This window comes from Streptomyces sp. NPDC088116 (assembly GCF_044741745.1).
Lineage (GTDB): Bacteria > Actinomycetota > Actinomycetes > Streptomycetales > Streptomycetaceae > Streptomyces.
In genome coordinates, this window is the sequence record NZ_JBIUTF010000003.1 from 568,561 (window position 1) to 589,530 (window position 20,970).

The following is a 20,970-nucleotide window of genomic DNA, read 5'->3' on the forward strand; positions in this document are numbered from 1 at the left end:
GTCCGTCCGCCGTCGTGCCGACGGCCATGGCCGATGGTCGTGGATGTCCGATCATCACGGGGTCTCATCCTCCCACGGGGTTCGGTCACCCGCTCCGGGGTTGGCGGAGGCGGACGTCGGGGAGATTGCGTGCAAGGGCGCGCGGTGGCCGGCCCGGAAGCGTTGTCCCGGACTGTGATGACTGTTCCGTCGTGCCGTACCGCGCAGACCGATTTCGTCACCCGGAGAGCGAGTCACCGAAGTGCCCCCAGAATCACCACATCCGCGGGCCGGCGGAGCCGCGCTCGAACTGCTGGTCCACGGCGTCGGCGGGACCACTCCGCAGGAGATGCTCAACGATCCGCGCACGGTCAGGATCACCGGCGACAAGACGGCCGCCGTGTACCGGCGTGCCGACGACGCCGAGGCCGAACTGCACCCGGAGCGCTACCAGGACCGGCCCGTCCCCGAGGCCTACAGCTGGTCCAATCTCACCTCCGGCAACGGATCGCGCGCCCTGTGGCTGCTGTTGCTTCCCTTCATGGTGGTCAACCTCGCCCACTGGATGCGTCCCGCCACGAAGGGACTGGGGAAGTCCCAGCGGCTGTACGGCGTGCTCGTACGGCTGGTGGCCCTCACCCTCACCGTGCTGCTGACGGCCGCCGCCTGCGAGGTCGCGCTCGATCTGACGGCGTGGCAGTGCGCCGGGTCGACGGCGTGTGTCGCGGACCAGTCCTGGCTCGGCTTCCTCTCGCCCGAGCGGCACGGCTGGTGGTCGCAGCCGGGCCGGCGACTGGCCCTCGCCACGGTGGTGCCCACCGCGCTCATGGTGCTGCTGTGGTACCTCTCCAACCGGACGTGGAGCGCGTACGAGGCCCAGCGCCCGCCCACCGACGACCACGCCCACACCGACGGCCGGGTGCACGCCCACGCCCACGAGCGCCCCCGCACGCACCCGGACGACGGCCGCGACGAACTCATGGAGCCGGCCACCCCGGCCTCGGAGGACGGCCCGGACTCGGAGGAGGACCAGGACCCGGGAAGGGACGAGGGGGCGACGGACGGCCAGAGCCGGATCACGGTCCGGCCCGCGCTCGCCCGCCCCGGCTTCTGGTACGGCCGCCGGCTCGTCGCCCGGCTCCGCGCCGCGCACACCGCCGCCGGTTTCCTCACCATCGCCGCCGCGCTCACGGCGGCCGCCACCGACCACGACCGCGCCGACACCACCACCACGATGTACGGCCTCGGCCTGCTGCTCCAGGCAACGCAGGCCGTCTGCGCGGCCGTTGTGCTCTGGGTGGTGTGCAGCAGGGGCCGCAGCGAGCGCAGAAGCGACGGCAGCCTCGACCGGATGCTGGTCACGTACCTGCCCGTCGCCTCCGTCACGATCCTCGCCCTCGCCCTCGTGCACACCGGCTGGTCCCGGCCCGACTGGGTCTCCGGCGGCGGACTCCCCGGCAATCTGGCCTTCCGGGTGATAGCTCTGGCCCAGGTGGCGCTGATCATCACGCTCGCCGTCACCGCACACGTCCTGCACCGCCGCGCGCGCGACGTGAGGACCGCGATGCGAGGCCTCGGCGGCCCCGCCGTCGCCATGCTCGCCTGCGCCCTGGGCGGTGTGATGACCGGCGGGGTCGCCCAGCGCGTCGCCGACTGGTTCGACGGGGACGCCACCCCCGGCATGGGCGAGGGCGCGATCATGGGCCCTCCGGTGCTGCTGAGCTGGCAGGCCGCGGCCCTCCCCGTACTGCTCGTGCTGCTGTTGATCCCCGTCGTCCTCCTCGTCGTACGGACCGTACGCACCACCCGCGCCCGGGAACCGGTGGTCGAGGCGGAGTACGGAGAGGTGACCGCGGACGCCCTGCGCACCCGCCAGATCGCGGGCGCCTGGGCCATGGCCTCGCTCACCGACTTCGCGCCCCGGCTCGTCGGGGCGGTCGCCGGAGCCGCCCTGCTGCTCGGTGCCCTGGCGGTCGCGGGCTCCTGGCTGAGCGGCGAGGTGCCGGGACAGGCCGCCGACGGCACCGCCTCCCTCGTCGAATCCGTGGCCGACACCGCGCAGGCGCTGGGCTCCTGGCTGATCAGCTTCGGCTTCATACTCTTAGTCACCTGGGGCCGCCGCGCCTACCGGGACGCCTCCGCCCGGCGCACCATCGGCATCCTCTGGGACGTCGGCACGTTCTGGCCCCGCGCGGCCCACCCCTTCGCGCCGCCCTGCTACGCCGAGCGCGCGGTCCCGGACCTCACCTGGCGGATCGCCTCGTGGACCCGCCGTACCGGCGGCCGGCTCGTCATCTCCGGCCACTCACAGGGCAGCGTGCTGGCGGCGGCCGCCGTCTGGCAGTTGCAGACCGCCACCCGCCACCGGGTCGCGCTGCTGACGTACGGCTCACCCCTGGAGCGGCTGTACGGCCGCTGGTTCCCCGTGTACTTCGGCGCGGGCCCGCTGCGCGACCTGAGCCGGGAAGTGCACTGCTGGCGCAATCTGTGGCGGGTCACCGACCCGATCGGCGGCCCGGTCCGGGTCCCGGCCGACGGCGACCGCCCGGAGGTGGACCGCGGGCCGCTGATGGACCCGCTCGCCTACGACCGGACGGCGGTGCACCCGCTGCCCGAGCCGATCCTGGGCCACTCCGACTACCAGGCCGACCCCGTCTTCGCCGAGGAACGCGCCGCCCTGCTGGACCGGTTGCCACCGCCCGTACTGCCGCAGCAGCGCAACGAGCCGACGCGGCAACGGAACGAGCAGGTGTGACCGGGGAGCGGCCGAGGCACCGAGGGGTACCGCCGCCGGCAGCCTCCTCCGACGGGGAGGCCCCTCAGGGCAGTTCGGGCAGGTCGTCCGCGTAGAGCAGGGTCAGGTCGTCCGTGCTGGACTCCGGCAGCTGGGCGACCCGGCCCGCGTGCCGCTCCACCATCGACTCGAACGTCTGGCGCGCGGTACGGCCGTTACCGAAGGCGGGCCCCTTGGGCAGGGCCGTGAAGTACTTCAGGAGGGCCTCGGCCGTACCCTCGCCCAGCCGGTACTCATGCTCCTCGGACTGCTGCTCCACGATCCGCAACAGCTCCTCGGGCACATAGTCGCTGAAGCTGATGGTCCGTGAGAAGCGGGACGCCACACCGGGGTTGACCGACAGGAACCGCTCCATCTCGGCGGTGTACCCGGCGACGATCACCACCACCGCCTCCCGGTGGTCCTCCATCAGCTTCACGAGCGTGTCGATCGCCTCCTTGCCGAAGTCCCGGCCGGAGTCCTCGGGGGAGAGCGCGTACGCCTCGTCGATGAACAGCACCCCGCCGCGCGCCCGGTCGAACGCCTCCTGCGTACGGATCGCCGTCGAGCCGATGTGCTCACCGACCAGGTCCACCCGGGAGACCTCGACGAGGTGCCCGCGCTCCAGCACCTTGAGGGAGTGCAGGATCTCGCCGTACAGGCGCGCGACCGTCGTCTTGCCGGTGCCGGGGTTGCCCGTGAAGACCAGATGGCGGCGGACCGACGCGGCCTTGAGCCCCGCGACCTTGCGACGGCGGCCGACCTCGATCATGTCGGTGAGCGCCCGCACCTCGCGCTTGACGCTGTCGAGGCCGACCAGTGAGTCGAGTTCGCCGAGGACGTCCTCGGAGTCGCGCGCCACCGTGGTGGCGGGCGCGGTGTCCGGCGGCGGCGTCGCGGCGCTGGGCGGCCCCGACGGGATCGCGCTGAGGAAGCCCGGGGACGCCTGGGTCGCGGTCAGCACGGACGGCGGCTCCAAGGACGGGGAGGGCGGCGTCAGTACGCCGCTCTCGTCGCTGGTGCAGTCCTCGGCGTTCGGACCGTCCTCCGCGAACTCGTACCCGCCGCGCGCGCAGCGTTCTGTACGGCAGCGGGTGAGTGTCGTACGGCAGCCGTCCATCACATGGAAGCCGTAGCCGCCGCTGCCGGTCACCCGGCAGTTGTGGAAGGTGCCGCGGCCCTCGGCCGAGACATAGAAGCCGGCCTCGGCGGGCGAGGTGACCGTGCACCGCTCGATGGTGGGATCGGCGCCCTTGGTGACGATGACGCCGGTCTGGACGGCGTCCATCGTGCAGGAGTTGAGCGTGCCGCCGCTGCCGTGGTCGCGGAACCAGGCGCCGGTGGAGGCCTCCCTGATCCGGCAGTCGTCGAGCTGCACCGTCGCCCCGTCGCTCACCGACACCGCCGTGTTGCGCACCTGGGAGAGATCGCTGTCGACGACATCGACGCGGGAACCGCGGTCGAGGACGAACAGGGCGTCCGGGATGTCGTGGACCCGGCAGGAATCGAGGACCGCGGTGGCGCCGTCACTGACCCAGACGGCCGGATAGTCGCCCGTACTGTCGTGGATCTCGCACTGGTTGGCGTCGACACGGGTGCCGGGGTCCCATACGGAGAGCCCGTTGCGGCCGAAGTGCCGGACGGTGGAGCGGGTCAGGGTCAGCACCGAGCGGGAGCGGAGGTCGACCGCGTTCTCCGGGATGTCGTGGATGTCGCAGTCGGAGAGGGTCAGCACCGCGTCGGTGTCCAGGGTTATCCCGTCGGCGGACGTGCGATGCACGGAGGAGTCCGTGAGATGAGCCGCGCCGCGCGACGCGATCTGCACGCCGGTGCCCTTGATCTCGTACACCTCGCAGCCGATCGCCTCCAGACCGCTGCCCTCGCCGGTCACCGACAGACCCGAGCCCGAGGCGTGATGGATCCGGCACCGCTCCAGGCGCGGATGCGCGCCGCCGCGCACCGAGACGCCGGACTGTCCGGCCGCGACGATCTCGCACTCCTCGAACACCCCGCCCGCTCCGTCGAGTACGCCGATGCCGACGCCTGCCGGATTGTCGACGGTGCAGCGCCGGACGGTGGGGCGGGCCGCGCCGCGCACCTCCAGACCCGCCGCGGAGCGGGTGACGATCCGCAGACCGGTCAGCTCGGGAGTGCCGTCCTCGATCAGCAGCGCGGGCGCCGCCGTGTCCTGTCCCTCCACATGGAGGTCCTGGATGGTGGCGGAGGCGCGCACGGTCAGCGGCACCCCGTCGACGGGGGCGATGCGTACGGAGCCGAGCGAGCCCTCGGGGCCGCGCAGGGTGACAGCGCGCCCGACGACGAGATTCTCCCGGTACGTGCCCGGGGCGACGGTGAGGATGTCGCCGTCGCCGGCGGCCTCCAGGGCTGCGGCGAGGGAGGCGTACTCGCCTGTGCGGCGCCGCCAACGCGATGTTCCGGTGTTCGTCACCTGGACCGTGCCCTGTGCCATGGCGCTGCTGTGCCCCCACCTCGTGCGTGTGCGTGCTCTGCCGTCCCGGGTGCCGGCCCCGGCCCCCGGTCGCGAGCGCGGACCGGGCGGCACCACCGTAGCGCGCGTGGCACCGCGGAGTTGACGCGAGCGGTGGGTACGGGGTGAGTAAGGGCCTAACTGCCCGCGCCGGTACGTCCCCAGTCGGGACCGGCCGCGGCCCATGCCTGGTCGAGCCGCCTGTACCGTCGCTGTACGAGCCGCCATACGATCAGCCGCCTGCCGCACTCCACCAGCCCGGCGGCGAGCACGGTCGCTCCGAATCCGGCCAGAACGGCGTGGGTGCGGGCGCCGGTCGCGTTCATCGGGCTCTGCACCTGCTTGCCCCGGTCGTCGGTCCACAGGCGGAAGGTGTCGCCCCGGCGGGGTTTGTACAGCGGCGCCGAGACCGTGCCGCTGTGCGCGCTGCCGTCCGTCGCACGCCAGGTGGCGTTCACGCGGGTGCCCACGTCCTGTGTCGCGGCGGACTCGGTGTCGTAGGTGGTGAAGCGGGGCTCCGTCGAGCGGCTGACGACCACCGCGGTCGTCCGGTGCCGCTGCTCGTGCTGGAGACGTACGGTGTCGCGCAGCGACGAGTCGACGGCACGCCCGCAGAACCAGCCGGTGACCGGCGTGGCCAGCGCGAGCAGCAGCACCGCCGCCAGCGCGATCCACGCCTCGATGAGATCGGTTCCTCTGCGCAGGGGGTTGCGCCGCCAGCGCCAGAGTCCCACGATGGTCCGCACAGTCGTGTGCCCCCTTCTCTCCTGTCCTCCGTGTCCGTCTTGGCCCGGCACGGCACGGTTTACGCGCCATGGGCGTGAAGAGAGAGCAAGCTCACCTCTGATTTTCGTGCCGTATGTAATCCGTGCCGCATGCAATCAACGGGCCGGACGCTGCCTCGTGTTCCCGAGGAGACCGGTCTCACACGGGTGCGCGGCGGTGGTACGGGGAGTTCCGGCCGCCCGAGCACCGGCCCCGGGAAGCGCCGAGACGGGGACGTGCCGCCGGCCGGCGATGTCAGTCGAGGACCGTCACCGGGTCACCCACGCGGACCGTGCCGGTCGACTCGGGGACGAGGTTCTGTCCGAACAGCAGTTGGCCGCCGAAGCGGCGGTAACGGCCGAGCGTGCGCAGCGGTTCCTTGCCGCGCTCGGCGGTCCGCTGGTCCGTGGTGGTGATGACACAGCGGCCACAGGGCTTGGCGACACGGAAGGTGAGGTCGCCGACGGCGATGCGCTGCCAGTCGTCCTCCGCCCAGGGCGTGGTCCCCGCCACCACGAGATTCGGCCGGAACCGGTCCATGGACAGCGGGCCCTCCTGGGACTGGTCTCCTTGTGAGACAAGGGAGTTGAGGGCGTCCAGCGAGGCGGTGGTGGTGACCAGCAACGGGAAGCCGTCCGCGAAGCTGACCGTTTCCCCGGGGTGCGCGTAGAGCGGGTCGATCGGCCGGCGCCGGGCCGGATCGTCGAGATGCGCGAGCCGGACCTCCACCCCGAGGTATGCGCTCAGCCTGCGATCCGCGTCCCGTGCGTCCGGATCCTGGCTCTCCCGCTCCTGGCTCTCCAGCCCCTGGCCGAACCCGGCCCGCTCTTCCCCGTCTCCGTGGCGCGGGTCGTCGTGCGCGTGGTTGCTGCCGTGCCCCGCGTGCACCGACTCGACCTTGGTCCCGAAAATGTCCACCACGACCGTGCCGCCGGCGGCCGGATCGGGCACGGTGACGGTCAGCGGCTCAAGGCCGGGCGCGTGCAGCCGGATCCCGCCGTCCGGCAGCGGCTCCGCGCGGACGAGCGCCAGTCGTGGCTGCTGGCGCTGTGTAACTGCCTTCCCCGCCGCGTCGATCAGCGTCCAACGTCGGTCCCCGGCGAGCCCCCAGGGCTCCACGACGGCGCTGTCGGAGGCACAACCGGCCATGGACTTGACCGGATAGAACCGTACGGCGTGCAGGGCGGGATGGGCTGACTTTGGCATGAAGCCATCATCTCAGTCGGCCCGGACGATCCAGGTGACCTCGGACTTCGCGCTTCCGCGGGTCAGTACCCCCGGCTCTGGTAGGGCCGGTTGTACGGGTCGTCGTACTGCGTGGGCTGCGCGGGGGCCGGCCGGGGGGATGCCGGGCGCATCGCCTCGTAGCCCGTGCTCGTGGGCATCGGACGCTGCTGCTGGGCCGGCGCCTGCTGCTGGGGCTGCCCGCCCGGGTAACCCCGGGGAGCGCCCTGCTGCGGGATGTACGGCGAGGGTGTCTGCTGCAAGGGCATGGGCTGCTGCATCTGCTGCATGGGCATCTGCTGTTGCTGCTGATAGCCGCCGTACGCGGGAGAGGGCTGGGAAGGAGCCGCGGGAAGAGCGGGCAGCGCGGAGGGCAGAGCCGGCAGATAGCTGTTGCCCGTGTCGTAGGCGGAAGGCACTCGGATCGGCGCGATCTGAGGCGTACCCCGCTCCGCGACCAGCGAGTCGTAGATAGGGGTGTCCGGGAACGACGGCGCGGTGTAGTAACCGCCGCCGTAGGTGGCGCGGGGGGAGGTCATAGGACATAAGTTAAACCCACGATGTGCCGGTTGGGGAGCCCCAGTCTCGGGGGTATCCGTTTTATGCTCGTTCTGCCGCCTGACTTGCCCAAACATCGTTAAAGCATCCGTAACAGAGGAGTCTTTTCGTTGGAGGGCCCTGCGGCCAACGAGGAGTGGCGGACGGGCTACACCCGCGTGGCACTCGCCGGAGGGATCCGGCCCCGAGCGCCTGGACTGTTACGACTGCGAGGAGATCGCCGACCGCGACCGCGGCCTGCCGTTCGCCACCGCCGACAGCGTGCTTGGTGACGACGGGGCCCACTGGCTCGGAGGCGTCGCCGCCCACCGGTTTCGGGAGAACACCCCCGCCTGTACGGTCCCTCGCGCGGCGCCATGGACGCCGTGATCACATGAGCGACATCGCCCAAGCCGTCGCCGGGTTGCTCTCCCACCAGCAGAGCCGCACGCCGCGGCCAACGCCTTCCTGGACGCGCCGGCGACCGAGCCGGAGGGCGGCCGGGCACGTCGCGCTCTCGCCGGCCCGGTAAGGCCACATGCCCGCCCGGTCGCCGGAGTACGGACCACCTCTGACGGGCGGGACGGAATCGCGGGGGTTGGTTTCCGGCCGCTGCCGCACACCGAGGTGGAGCCCGCCCGGCGACCACCGCTCCCTGGTCGGCGTACACGCCGTCACCACGGCGGAGGCGGTCACCACGGCGGAGGCCGTCGCGCGCCGGCTGTCGGAGCGCGGCCCGGGATGAGCCGCCCGCCTCGGCCGTCAGATACCGGCCGTGTCGCACAGAACCCCAAGGCCAGGGCCGACGGCCCGCACGTGCGGCTGACGTGCCCTCTGTTTCCCGCGCCCTGAGACGGGTTCGCGAAAGTATTTCGTAACCGGGGCATTTCCCGTCCTTGTCCCGGCCGTGAATTCCGTGTCAGTGTCCCGGCCAGCAGGCCGTCGGCAGCGTGGCTCCCGAAAAGCTTTCGTACCGGTCTCCGATCCGCCTGGCTCACCGACGGCTGTGAGAAGAAGAGAGGCACACCATGCGGGGAATCCCGGTCAACGGCAGTCTCGGAAGCCCGCGGACGCGACGCGTCGTCGCGTCCGCGGTCGCCCTCACGGCGGCCATGGGCCTTGCCGCGTGCGGGACTTCGGGACCGTCCCGATCGTCCACGGACTCGTCCGCGAAGGGCCTGACGATGTGGGCACTCAACGACCAGACGATTCTCGAGGAGTCCGTCGACGCCTACAACAAGGACCATCCCGACGAGCGGATCACCCTGCGGCTGTTCGCGAACGACGACTACAAGCAGAAACTGCGCGTCGCCTTCGGAGCGAACCAGGCCCCGGACATCTTCTTCAGCTGGGGCGGCGGGGCCCTGAACGACTACGTCAAGGCCGGCAAGGTCGACGCGCTGACGGCGGCCGGGGCGAACACGGACCGGTTCACCCCGAGCGTGATGCGCAGCGCCACCTTCGACGGCAAGGTCTACGGCGTGCCCGCCAACGGCGTCGCCCCGGTCGTCCTCTACTACAACAAGAAGGTACTGGCCGACGCGCGCGTCGAACCGCCGAAGACATACGACGACCTGCTGGCGGCCGTGAAGAAGCTGAAGGCCAAGGACGTCGTGCCGCTCGCCCTCGCGGCGAACTCCAAGTGGCCGACGCTGATGTATCTGGAGTACCTGCTCGACCGCCAGGGCGGCTCCGAGGTGTTCTCGAAGATCGCCTCCGGTGATACCTCGGTGTGGAAGGACGCGTCGGTCACCAAGGCCAACCAGTATCTCCAGGACCTGTCGAAGGCCGGGGCCTTCGGGGACAGCGCCTCCTCCGTCAACTACGATCAGGGCGCCTCCACGGCCCTGCTCCACACAGGCAAGGCGGCCATGGAGGTCATGGGCACCTGGGAGTACGCCAACATCGCCAAGGCCGCGCCCGGCTTCCTGAAGAACGATCTCGGCTACACCGCCTTTCCGTCGCTGTCCGGCGGTGCCGGCGACCCGGACAGCATCGTCGGCAACCCCTCGAACTTCCTGTCGCTGAACTCGTCGACCGCGCACAGGTCCGCGGCCCTCACGTACCTCAAGGACTACGTCCTGAACGACTCCCAGACCGACGCCTACCTCGCAGCCGGCAGCGTCCCGCCGGTCGAGGGCCTGGAGCCGAAGCTGGCGACGGTGAAGTCGTCGTCCGACAAGGCGTGGCTGACCTTCGTCCACGACCTGGTGGAGAAGTCGCCGAGCTTCCAGCTCTCCTGGGACCAGGCACTGCCGTCCGACCAGGCGGACCCGCTGCTGACCAACACCGACAAGTCATTCCTGCGTCAGATCCCGCCCGCCGAATTCGGTGTGAACATGAGCGGGGCGGGGTCGTGACCGTCACCCTCCCGGCGTGCCGGAGAAGAGGCCGCGCCCCCGGCAGCGGCCTCCTCATGGCCGCCCCCGCACTGCTTCTCTTCGGCCTGTTCGGTCTGGTCCCCCTCGTGGGGGTGGTGGCGCTCAGCCTCGCCCGCTGGGACGGCCTCGGCTCCATCGGCTGGGCCGGCCTCGCCAATTGGGGCAGCGTCCTGACCGACGGCGCCACTTGGCAGGCGCTGGGGCTCACGGTCAAGGTGATGGCGGTGAGCTGGCTGGTCCAGACGCCGATCGCGCTGGCCCTCGGTGTCTTCCAGGCACCGAGGGGGAGGGTGCGGGCGCTGTTCGCCGTCCTCTTCTTCCTCCCGCTGCTGCTGTCCGCCGTGGCGATCGGCCTGACCTGGCAGGCGCTGCTCGATCCGTCCTTCGGTATCGGTGCCACGCCCGGCCTGCACTGGCTGGCGAAGCCGCTGCTCGGTTCGCCGGACCTGGCCCTGTACACGGTGATCTTCGTGATCGCCTGGCAGTTCGTGCCGTTCCACGCCCTGCTCTACCAGGCGGGCATACGCCAGATCCCGACGGCTCTGTACGAGGCCGCGGCGCTCGACGGCGCCGGGCCCGTGGCCCGCTTCCTGCACCTCACCCTGCCGCAGCTGAAGTTCACGATGGTCACCTCCAGCACGCTCATGCTCGTCGGTTCACTGACGTACTTCGACCTGATCTTCGTCCTGTCCGGCGGCACCGGCGGCCCCGGCACCGCCACTCGCGTCCTTCCCCTCTCCATGTACATCACCGGATTCCAGGCCCACGACATGGGCCGGGCCGGCGCCGTCGCCACCCTCCTGGTGGTCTTCGGCCTCGGCCTGTCGCTGCTGACCACCCGCCTGTCCGGCTTCACCCGGATGGACAGCCGACAGGAGGGCATGTGAGCACCACTGTGACCAAGGTCCATGCCGTCACCGGACAGGCGGACGTCCCCGCACCCGGAGCGGTCGCACCCGGGCCCGTCCGGCCGAAGTCCGTGGCACGGATCCTCCGCCGCTTCCTCACCGGCAGTGGCACGCTCCTCTGGGCGGCGACCGTCGTCGTACCCGTCTACTGGCTGGTCGTCACCAGCCTGCGCAGCCGTGCCGACTTCACCACCGACAGCCCACTGGCCCTGCCCGGCTCCCCGACGCTCGACAGCTACCGGACCGTCCTGGACGGCGACTTCACGACCTATCTGCTCAACAGCGTCGTCGTCACCGCGGGGACGGTCGTCCTCACCGTCACCGTCGCCCTCATGGCCGCCTTCGCGATCGTCCGCGGCGCCGGCGGCCGTCTCTCCCGGGTGTCCTTCCGGCTGTACCTGCTGGGCCTGGCGATCCCTCTCCAAGCGGTGATCATCCCGGTCTACCTGCTGATCATCAGGATGCGGCTGTACGACAGCCTGCTCGCGATCGTCCTGCCCTCGGCGGCGTTCGCGCTGCCGATCACCGTGATGATCCTGGTGAGCTTCCTGCGTGACGTGCCCCGCTCCCTGTTCGAGGCGATGGTCGTCGACGGTGCCGGCGACTGGCGCATGCTCTTCTCGCTCGCGGCGCCCCTGGCCCGCCCCGCTCTGATGACCGTCGCCGTCTACGACGGCCTCCAGGTCTGGAACGGCTTCCTCTTCCCGCTCATCCTCACGCAGAGCGGCGACAAGGCTGTGCTCCCGCTGGCGCTGACCCTCTACCGGGGCCAGTTCGGCATCGACGTCCCGGCCACGATGGCCGCGGTGGTGCTCTCCACCCTGCCGATGCTGGCCCTGTTCATCCTGGCCCGCCGTCAGCTCGTCGCCGGACTGACCGCCGGGTTCTCCAAGTAGTCCCCACCACCGGGAAGTTCACACCGGTACGACGGCCGGGCTTATGCGCCCGGTCCCGTCGGTGTGCCCGTGCGACACCGAGGAGTCGTGAATGACGACCACCATGCCCGACCACGGCGGCCACCCCCAGAGGGAGGACGACCGCCCCTGGACCGACCCCGCCCTGCCCATCGCCGAACGCGTCGAGGCGCTGCTCGCCCGGCTCACGCTGCCGGAGAAGGTCGCACAACTCGGCAGCACCTGGGAGGACATCGAGGCCGACGGCCCGGAAGTGGCCCCGGGCAGCAACCACTTCGGCCGGGTCGGCGATCTCGACAAGACCGCCCGGCACGGCCTCGGCCAGCTCACTCGCCCCTACGGCACACTGCCCCGGCCCGCGCTCGAACACGCCCGTCTCCTCGCCGAACACCAGCGGCAGGTCATGGCACAGAGCAGATTCCGCATCCCGGCCATGGCACACGACGAGTGCCTGACCGGTTTCACCGCCTACGGGGCGACGATCTACCCCACCTCGCTCGGCATGGCGGCCACCTTCGACCCGGAGCTGATCCGGCGGGTCGGCGAGGCCATCGGCGCCGACATGGCCGAGGCGGGCGTCCACCAGGGTCTCGCCCCGGTCGTCGACGTGATCCGCGACTACCGCTGGGGACGCTGCGAGGAGACCTACGGCGAGGACCCGTACCTGGTCGGAGAAATGGGAGAGGCGTACGTCACCGGTCTGCAGAGCGCCGGGGTGTACGCCACCCTCAAGCACTTCGCCGGATACTCCGCCTCCATGGGCGGCCGCAACCACGCCCCCGTCCACGCGGGCCGCCGCGAGCTCTTCGACGTCATCCTGCCGCCCTTCGAGCGGCTCGTCGCCGCGGGCGTCGGCTCGGTCATGAACTCGTACGCCGAGATCGACGGCGAGGCGCCCGCCGCCAGCCGGTGGCTGCTGACCGAAGTGCTGCGCGACGCCTGGGGTTTCGAGGGAACCGTCCTCTCCGACTACTGGTCCCTGCCCTTCCTGGTCAGCGCCCACCGGGTGGCCGCCGACCTGTCCGACGCCGGGGCGCTCGCCCTGCGCGCCGGCATGGACGTCGAACTGCCCGACCAGCGAGGCTTCGGCGACGCCCTCGTGCACGCCGTCGAACAGGGCGCGGTCGACGAGGACCTCGTCGACCGCGCCGTACGCCGGGTGCTGCGGCAGAAGGCCGAACTCGGTCTCCTTGACGCCGACCGGGACCCGCGGCCCCCTGCCCTGCGCGCGGGCGGGCTCGACCTGGACAAGCCGGAGAACCGCCGGCTCGCCCACGCCGTGGCGCGGTCGAGCGCCGTCCTGCTGTCCAACGACGGAACCCTGCCCCTTCCGGCCGGCGGCCGGATCGCGTTGATCGGCCCGTGCGCCGACGACGTACGCACCATGTTCGGCTGCTACAGCTTCCCCAACCACGTCCTCGCCGAGCGCGACGACCTCGGCAACGGGGTAGAGGCGCTCTCCCTGCGTACCGCGCTGGCCGAGGAACTCCCGTCCGTGGAATGGGAGTTCGTCCAGGGCTGCCCGATCCGGGACGAGGACGGCTCCGGCATCCCGGCGGCCGTGGCGGCCTCGACCGCCGCCGACCTCACCGTCCTCGTCGTCGGCGACAAGGCGGGGATGTTCGGCATCGGCACCTCGGGGGAGGGCTGCGATGTCGCGGACCTGCGGCTGCCGGGCGTCCAGGAAGAGCTGGTCGAGGCGGTGTTGGCGACCGGGAAGCCCGTGGTGCTGATCGTCAGTAGCGGCCGGCCCTATGCCGTGGGCCGGTTCGCGCCGGCCGCCGCGGCCATGGTGCAGGTCTTCCTGCCGGGGGAGGAGGGCGGCCGGGCGGTGGCCCGACTCCTGTCCGGCAGAGCCAACTTCAGCGGCAAGCTGCCCGTGCAGATCCCCGCCTCGCCGGGCGGACAGCCGTACACCTACCTCCACCCGCCACTCGCCGACCGGCAGAGCTTCCTGTCCAACCTGGACCCCGCCCCCGCGTTCCCCTTCGGCCACGGACTGTCCTACACCGACTTCGACGTCGACCTGCTCACCGTCGACCGCGAACAGGTCCCGACGGACGGCGAGTTCACCGTCCGCGCGCGGGTGCGGAACACGGGGACGGTCGCCGGCGCCGAGACCGTCCAGCTGTACGCCGTCGACCCGGTCGCCCAGGTCACGCGGCCCGTGCGCGCCCTGCTCGGCTTCGCCAAGGTGGCCCTCGCCCCCGGTGAGCGGGCCACGGTCCGCTTCCATGTCCACACCGATCGCCTGGCCTTCACCGGCCTGGCCGGCCGCCGCATCGTGGAGAGCGGCGAGATCGTGCTCCACGCGGGCTCCTCCAGCCTGGACACACCGGTGCGGGAGGTCGTGCGGCTGGTCGGCGAGGAGCGGGACGCCACGGTCCTACGGCAGCACGCCGTACCGGTGACCGTCGAACGGGAGTGAGCCTCGGGGGACGCGTGAACGAGGGCGGCGCCACCGGTCGATCCGATCCGGTGGCGCCCTCTCCTAGAACACGGCCTGGCCCCGGCTCCACCGCTGGGTGGCATTGCCCAGCCCGGTCCACAGCGCGACCTTCGAACCGTTGGCCGTGCCCCAGTCGGTCACGTCGACGACCAGGCCGTTGGAGCGGTTGCCGATGGTGCCGTCCACGCGGAACACCCACTTCTGGCCGGCCTTTCCGTTGCAGGCCCAGAGGATGAGCTTGGTGCCCGCGGTGGTGCCGTCGCCGTCCGCGGCCAGGCAGTTGCCGGACACGCGCAGTTCGCCGGCCGTGGTCCGGGTGACGGTCTGGTTGGCGTTGCCCGAGCAGTCGTAGATCTGCGCCTGGACGCCCGTCCGGCCGTTCGGGACGTCGAGGCAGCGGCTGGAGTACGTGCCCTTCAGAGTGAAGGTCGCGTCCGTGGGGAGGGGATCCCGGACCAGCTGCCAGTCCTGTGAACCGTCGGTGGCCGACGCGGCCACGGTGACGGAGCCGCCGGCCGTCGAACCGGTCATGTACAGGCTGGTGTTGAGGACCGAGCGGAGCTTGTAGTACCCGCCGGTCGAGGAGGCGAGGGTCCACTGTTTGTCGTCGGCTCCGTCGTCGACCCACTGGGCCAGCTTCTGCCCGGCCGTCGCGGTGCCGGTCCAGATGGCGACCGAGCGCCCGCCCGCCCTGTTGAGCAGCGTCACGTTGCCGCCCTTGGCGGTGAGATGCCAACGCTGGGTGTCCGAAGTGGAGTTGGCGGCGCTGAGGACGAGGTCGGGGGTGTTCCCGGTCAGGCTCGCGTCCTGTGTCCTGCCGGACGCGGTGGCGAGGACCTGGCCGGTCAGCCGGTTGACGAGGCTGTAGTAGGCGCCGTCGGACCGCCCGAGGTCGACCTCGGCGTACTTCACCGGCCCCACGCTGCCGCCGCTCCAGGCCGCCTGGAGGATCAGGATGCGTCCCGTGCCGTCGACGTACTGCAGGTTACGGCTGTACCCGCCGGGCATCGTCGTCTTGTACTGCTTCCACGTGCCGGTGCTCAGCCCGGACTCGTTCACCCAGACGTCGCCGCTGCCCGAGGCGTTGTAGACGATCCGTCCGTCCGGCATCGGGAGGACGACCGGACTGCCGCCGGTGGACAGCGCGGCCCCGCCCGAGGGCACGGGCAGCGAGGTGATCGCGGCGTCCGCGGCCGAGAAGAACTTGGTCGGGTCGTCGGAGATCCGGTAGCGGACGTTCGTGCCGCCGCCCCAGTACTCGTACGTCAGAAGCCACTTGCCGTCGGTCGTCGGGGCGATGGTCGTCATCCCCGGGCGGCCGCCGCCGATCTCCGTCTTGCCGCCGCCCATGCTCACCGTGGAGCCCGGGACGTCGACGACGGGGCTGCTCCAGGACGTGCCGCCGCTGCCGTTCCAGGTGCGGTGGAGGAGGACCTGGCCGGCGGAGTCCCTCGCCGTGTCGTCGGCCGGGTCGAGGGTCGGGGCGCCGGTGGTGGTGTCGTAGCCCGTGAAGTCGCGCTCGTCGGAGTAGTAGGCGATGAGCGTGCCGTTGTGGGCGAGCAGGTGCGGCTCCCAGACGGGGTCGACCTGGGCGTGGCTGTTGGCGGTCGACACGCGGCCGATGCTGCCCGCGCTGCCGCCCTGCCAGCCGCCCGCCTGGATGATGTTCTTGAAGCTCCAGGACGCGCCGTCGTCCGTGCTGGCGTACAGGGCGAGCGCCACGTCCTTGCGGTCGCCGTCACCGGTCGGTGTCCAGCTGGAGTTGGCGGCCTTCTGCTCCTGGTAGTAGGAGTCGTCGCCCGAGACGATGCTCGCCAGCAGCAGCGTGCCGGCGCCCAGTGAGCCGACGTCCTGCGGGAGCACGTAGAGATGCGGGTTGGTCCAGTTGCTCGTGTATTTCGCGTACGCGCTGTCGCTCGACAGGTACGCCGGGGCCTTGACCTCGGACAGCTTCGCCCACGACGTGCCGTCGTCGTCGCTCTTGTAGACGGGCAGCGTCTGGCCCACCGGAGCGCTCTGACTGTTCTCGAACGTCGCCACGACCCGCCCGCTCGGCAGTTGGGCCGACTTCGGGTAGAGCACGCACGGCCTCTTGTTGCACGCGGCGGTGTTGTCCGCCGTATACAAGTTCGCGGGGCTCGGCTGATACGCCGACGCGGTCGTCGCGGAGGCGAGGGCGAATACCACGCTCACGCCGAAGGCCGTCGCCGAAGCGAAGACCCTTCGTGCCCAGGATCTTTTCAACGGTGTTCCCTTCACCGGGGGATCCCGCACCGCGTTCCCTGGGGGTTCCATGGGGAGGGGAACGGGGGTGCGGGGCAGGACGCCAGTATTCGCAGGCGACATCGAGCTGTCACCGGCACGTCGCGAAAGGGTTTCGCGAACTCGCGGGTCACGGGGTATTGACGCGGCCGCGCGGGGATGTCGAGGTCCGCACCACGAGTTCCGTGGCCAGCTCGATGCGCGGCGCCGCGGGCGGCCGGCCCTCGGCGAGATCCATGAGCACCCGGGTCGCCTCGCGGCCCAGCTCCTCGAACGGCTGGCGCACCGCGCTCAACGGCGGGCAGGCCATGGCCGCCACGAGCGTGTCGTCGAAGGACATGACCGACAGGTCGTCCGGTACGCAGAGTCCCTGCTGCCGGGCGGCCTCCAGCACGCCGAGCGCCTGCGCGTCGCTGGCCGCGAAAACGGCTGTGGGCGGGTTGTCGGCCCGCAGGATCCGCGCACTCGCGGCGAGCGCCTCGGTGTAGTCGAAGTCGGTCGAGCGGACGATCGCCGGGTCGTAGGCGACCCCGGCCTCCTCCAGCGCGGCCCGGTAACCGTGCACCCGCGCCGCGCCCGCCAGGGAGTGCGAGCGGCCCGCGACCATGCCGATACGGGTGTGTCCCAGCGACAGCAGGTGCTGGACGGCGTCCCGGGCTCCGCTCCAGTTCGTCACCCCGATGCTGGGAATGTCCTCCGAAGGCGCGCTGAGGGGGTCGATCAGTACCACCGGCAGCCGCTGCTCGACGATCCGCCGCTGGTCCTCCTCGGCCAGCATCGAGATCACGATCACGATCCCCGCCGCGCCGAGTGCCACACACTCCTCCAGCCACCCGGAGACCGACCGCCGGCTCGTCGTCCCGGTGACCACGTCGATACCGAACTCGCCCGCCGCGTCCACGATGCCCCGGGCGACCTCCAGCGTGTACGGGCCGGACAGGTCGCGGAAGACGACGATGATCTGCCGGGGCGTCGCGGGATCCCGCTCCCACGGGCGGACGTACCCGTACCGCGCCAGCAGTTCCTCGACCCGGTCCCGGGTCGCCGTGCCCACGTCCCGGCGCCGGTGCACCACCTTGGACACGGTGCTGAGCGAGACCCCCGCCTCGGTGGCGATGCTCGTCAGCAGGCCGTGCTGTGCTTCCTGCCGGTCCTTGCCTCGACCTGCCACCCGATGTCCGTTCCGTACCCCGGGCGTCGATACGCCGGACGTACCGCGCACACCTGGCCAGAAACCCCGCCGCAACGTAACGGGCCCGGGGACGGCGAGGCAAGACCGGTGCACGCTGTCGCCTGGATCGCGTCAAGGCCGCCCTGGCGGCTCCGCCCCGGGCGTCGGGGGGTGGCCCGGATCCAGGGCCTGGGGAGGGGTTACCGGCGGGTCTCGGGGGCGCCCGACCGCTGTCCTGCGATTAGGTTGGCGGGGGACGGAATCCTGGGGCACTTCGAGTCGTGATGGGGGCGAGCATGTCCATGCTTAAAGGAGCCAATCTTCTCGTGCCGGCGCAGGCTGTCCGCGTCGAATTGGGATGGCGTTCAGGGCCGGGGGTGCCGGACGTCGACGCCTCGGCGCTGCTGCTCGTGTCCGGAAAGGTGCGCTCGGACGCGGACTTCGTCTTCTACAACCAGCCCGAGCACGCCTCGGGAGCCGTATGCCACGAGGGCAAGAGGACCGGCGGCGACGGTGTCACGGACACGCTGACGGTCGACCTCGTGCGGGTCGAGCCCGGCGTCGAACGGATCGTCCTGGCCGCCTCGGCCGACGGCGGCAGCTTCGGCCGGGTGCCGGGACTCCATGTACGGGTCCTGGACATGGCGGACGGCACGGAGATCGCGCGGTACGACAGCCAGGACGCCACGAGCGAGACGGCGTTCGTGCTCGGTGAGCTGTACCGGCGTCAGGGGAACTGGAAGTTCCGGGCGGTGGGCCAGGGGTATGACAGCGGACTCGCGGGCCTGGCAAGGGACTTCGGGATCTCGGTCGACGAACCGCCGGAGCAGACGGCCCTCGCCGCTCCGGCCCCGGCGCCCGCGACACCGGCCCCGGCTCAGGTCCGGCCGGCCCCGTCCGCCGCGCCGCCGTCCGCCGCGCCGCCGTCCGCCGCGCCGCCGTCCGCCGCGCCGCCGTCCGCCGCGCCGCCGTCCGCCGCGTCGCCGTCCGCCGCACCGGCCGCGCCCGTTTCCGCTCCACCGCTCGCGGCCCCTGCCGGGCCTCCGGCCCCCGCCGCCGCTCCCGTACGCCTCAGCAAGGTGACGCTGACCAAGGACGCCCCGTCCGTCTCCCTCGCCAAGCAGGGCGGAACCTCCGGGGCGATGCGGGTGAACCTCAACTGGCAGGTGCGTAAACAGCTCAAGGGCTGGGGCGCCAAACTCGGCCGGGTCGTCGGCAACCAGGGTGAACTCGATCTCGACCTGTGCGCGCTCTACGAACTCGCGGACGGCCGCAAGGGCGTGGTCCAGTCGCTCGGCAATGCCTTCGGCGCGCTCAACCAGCCGCCGTACATCCAACTCGACGGCGACGACCGTACCGGCGCGGTCTCCAACGGTGAGAACCTCACCATCAACCTCGACCACAAGGACCGGCTGCGCCGGGTCGTCATCTTCGTCACGATCTATGAAGGAGCCCGCAGTTTCGCGGATCTCGACGCGACGGTCACGCTCCAGCCGCAGCACGGCGCCGCGATCGACTTCTCGCTCGGTGAATGCACGGTGCCGTCGACGGTCTGCTCACTGGCGTTGATCACCAATACCGGCTCCGACCTCGTCGTCCAGCGGGAAGCGCGTTTCCTCGTCCCGGATCGCGGGATCAGTCCGCAGCGCACCATCGATTACGCCTACGGCTGGGGCATGAACTGGACGCCGGGCAGGAAATGACTCGCTCCGACAGGGCCGCGGTGTAACCGGGTTGGCCGCTGTCAGCGTTCCGGCGCGGCCTTGGGACGGGCGTACGTACGTCCCTTCCAGGCCGCGCCCCGGCCCCGGTAGTGCTGCACCGCGGAGTCGACCGTCATCAGCAGATAGAGCGTCGCCGTGAACGGCAGCAACAGAGCCGGCCACAGCGACTGCCGGTAGTAGCGCAGCATCGGCACGTACGTACCGGTCATCACCGCCCACGCGGCGAGACCCAGCCATCCCGCCGCCGGGTCCCCGCCGAACACCCCGACGCAGAGGGCGACGGGCGGCGCCAGGTAGATCACCGCGAGTCCCGCCACCGTCCCCAGGAGCAGCAGCGGATTGTGGCGGAGCTGGGCGTAGGCGCTGCGCGAGACCATCCGCCACAGATCGGCCAGCCGCGGATAGGGCCGTACGCTGTCCACCCGCTCCGCGAGCCCCAGCCAGATCCGGCCCCCGGCGCGCTGTACCGCCCGCGCCAGTGACACATCGTCGATGACCGCCTGATGGATCGATTCGGGCACCCGCGCGCGCTCGGCGGCGTCCGTACGCAGCAGCACGCAGCCGCCCGCCGCGGCCGCCGTCCGCGCGCCGGGACGGTTGACCCGGCGGAACGGGTAGAGCTGCGCGAAGAAGTACACGAACGCCGGCACGACGAGCCTCTCCCACCCGCTCGTGACGCGCAGCCGCGCCATTTGCGAGACCAGATCGAGCCGGTGCGTCCTGGCGGCGGTGACCAATTCCCGCAGGCTGTCCGGCTCATGGGCGATATCGGCGTCGGTGAGCAGCAGATACTCGGGGTCATGGGCGCGGGCCAGCGCCATGCCGTGCCGCAGGGCCCACAGCTTTCCGGTCCAGCCGGGCTCCGGCTCGCCGGGCGAGGCGACGGTCAGCGGCAACCCGCCGTACCGCGCGGACAGTTCACGGGCCAGTTCGCCCGTACCGTCGGTGCTGCCGTCGTCCACGAGGAAGATCTCCGCCTTGCCGGGATACACCTGCGCCAGCAGGGACGGCAGGCTCTCGGGCAGCACCGACGCTTCGTCCCGCGCGGGGACGACGAGGGCGACGGAGGGCCATCGCCCGGGATCGTCGTGACCGGAGACCGGGTCCGGCGCAGGGTTCGCTTCCGATTCCAGGACCGGCGCCGGGTCCCGGTCGCCGGCCTCGCGCGGGAGGCGGCCGGGCCTCTCGAACTCCTCGTGCGTGTGGTCCTCGTACATACGGTCCTCATGCGCGGGGAGCGCGGGCAGCCGCTGGTCCGTACGCCAGAAGAAACCCCGGCCCAGCAACAGCCAGCCCCACGCGGCCAGCGAACCCATGGCGATCCAGGCAATGGCGGTCATTCGCCGCAGTCTGCCCCACATTTCAGCGACCGCAAGGGGCGTCGACTATGGTGAC

At 71.3% G+C, this 20,970-nt stretch carries 13 protein-coding genes; 6 read left to right on the forward strand and 7 right to left on the reverse strand.

From position 1 onward, the window contains the following. The first annotated feature begins 241 nt into the window (after positions 1 to 241). The gene (locus ACIOJD_RS14885; protein WP_401912817.1) at positions 242 to 2,734 is read left to right on the forward strand and encodes a hypothetical protein; all 2,493 of its coding nucleotides are present in this window, start codon (positions 242 to 244) and stop codon (positions 2,732 to 2,734) included. Between the two features lie 64 nt (positions 2,735 to 2,798). Here the strand turns inward: ACIOJD_RS14885 and ACIOJD_RS14890 are convergent, their stop codons facing one another. The 4 genes from ACIOJD_RS14890 to ACIOJD_RS14905 form a co-directional block, all read right to left on the reverse strand. Further along, positions 2,799 to 5,222 carry a right-handed parallel beta-helix repeat-containing protein gene (locus tag ACIOJD_RS14890; protein ID WP_401912819.1) on the reverse strand — a complete coding sequence of 808 codons (2,424 nt, stop codon included), beginning with the start codon at positions 5,220 to 5,222 and terminating at the stop codon, positions 2,799 to 2,801. A gap of 155 nt (positions 5,223 to 5,377) precedes the next feature. Next, the gene (locus tag ACIOJD_RS14895; RefSeq protein ID WP_401912822.1) at positions 5,378 to 5,986 is read right to left on the reverse strand and encodes a hypothetical protein; all 609 of its coding nucleotides are present in this window, start codon (positions 5,984 to 5,986) and stop codon (positions 5,378 to 5,380) included. A gap of 274 nt (positions 5,987 to 6,260) precedes the next feature. Further along, positions 6,261 to 7,211, reverse strand: a complete 951-nt coding sequence (locus ACIOJD_RS14900; RefSeq protein WP_401912824.1) for an MOSC domain-containing protein — start codon at positions 7,209 to 7,211, stop codon at positions 6,261 to 6,263. A 62-nt stretch (positions 7,212 to 7,273) separates the two neighbouring features. Next, a complete protein-coding gene (locus ACIOJD_RS14905; protein WP_401912826.1) occupies positions 7,274 to 7,768 on the reverse strand; it encodes a DUF6643 family protein in 495 nt (164 codons plus the stop codon). Between the two features lie 1,026 nt (positions 7,769 to 8,794). Here ACIOJD_RS14905 and ACIOJD_RS14910 point away from each other — a divergent pair. The 4 genes from ACIOJD_RS14910 to ACIOJD_RS14925 all read left to right on the forward strand — a co-directional run bounded on the left by ACIOJD_RS14910 (position 8,795) and on the right by ACIOJD_RS14925 (position 14,397). Beyond that, positions 8,795 to 10,126 (forward strand): ABC transporter substrate-binding protein, encoded by a 1,332-nt coding sequence (locus ACIOJD_RS14910; protein WP_401912829.1) that lies wholly within the window; start codon positions 8,795 to 8,797, stop codon positions 10,124 to 10,126. Positions 10,127 to 10,182: 56 nt separating this feature from the next. Next, positions 10,183 to 11,034 (forward strand): carbohydrate ABC transporter permease, encoded by an 852-nt coding sequence (locus ACIOJD_RS14915; RefSeq protein ID WP_401912831.1) that lies wholly within the window; start codon positions 10,183 to 10,185, stop codon positions 11,032 to 11,034. Continuing rightward, entirely contained in the window at positions 11,031 to 11,951 is a 921-nt protein-coding gene (locus tag ACIOJD_RS14920; RefSeq protein WP_401912833.1) for a carbohydrate ABC transporter permease, read from the forward strand. The genes ACIOJD_RS14915 and ACIOJD_RS14920 overlap by 4 nt, the downstream gene beginning before the upstream one ends. Before the next feature lie 91 nt (positions 11,952 to 12,042). After that, on the forward strand, positions 12,043 to 14,397 hold the full coding sequence (locus ACIOJD_RS14925; protein ID WP_401912836.1) for a glycoside hydrolase family 3 N-terminal domain-containing protein: 2,355 nt from the start codon (positions 12,043 to 12,045) through the stop codon (positions 14,395 to 14,397). A gap of 63 nt (positions 14,398 to 14,460) precedes the next feature. Here the strand turns inward: ACIOJD_RS14925 and ACIOJD_RS14930 are convergent, their stop codons facing one another. Then, positions 14,461 to 16,500 (reverse strand): RICIN domain-containing protein, encoded by a 2,040-nt coding sequence (locus ACIOJD_RS14930; RefSeq protein ID WP_401913891.1) that lies wholly within the window; start codon positions 16,498 to 16,500, stop codon positions 14,461 to 14,463. Positions 16,501 to 16,810: 310 nt separating this feature from the next. Beyond that, complete coding sequence (locus ACIOJD_RS14935) at positions 16,811 to 17,851, reverse strand: LacI family DNA-binding transcriptional regulator (protein ID WP_401912839.1); 1,041 nt, start codon at positions 17,849 to 17,851, stop codon at positions 16,811 to 16,813. Between the two features lie 284 nt (positions 17,852 to 18,135). Here ACIOJD_RS14935 and ACIOJD_RS14940 point away from each other — a divergent pair, with 284 nt between their 5' ends. Next, positions 18,136 to 19,554 carry a TerD family protein gene (locus tag ACIOJD_RS14940; RefSeq protein WP_401913894.1) on the forward strand — a complete coding sequence of 473 codons (1,419 nt, stop codon included), beginning with the start codon at positions 18,136 to 18,138 and terminating at the stop codon, positions 19,552 to 19,554. A gap of 41 nt (positions 19,555 to 19,595) precedes the next feature. Here ACIOJD_RS14940 and ACIOJD_RS14945 read toward each other — a convergent pair whose 3' ends face one another. Beyond that, positions 19,596 to 20,915, reverse strand: coding sequence for a glycosyltransferase (locus tag ACIOJD_RS14945; protein ID WP_401912841.1), 1,320 nt, complete (start codon positions 20,913 to 20,915; stop codon positions 19,596 to 19,598). Positions 20,916 to 20,970: the final 55 nt, after the last annotated feature.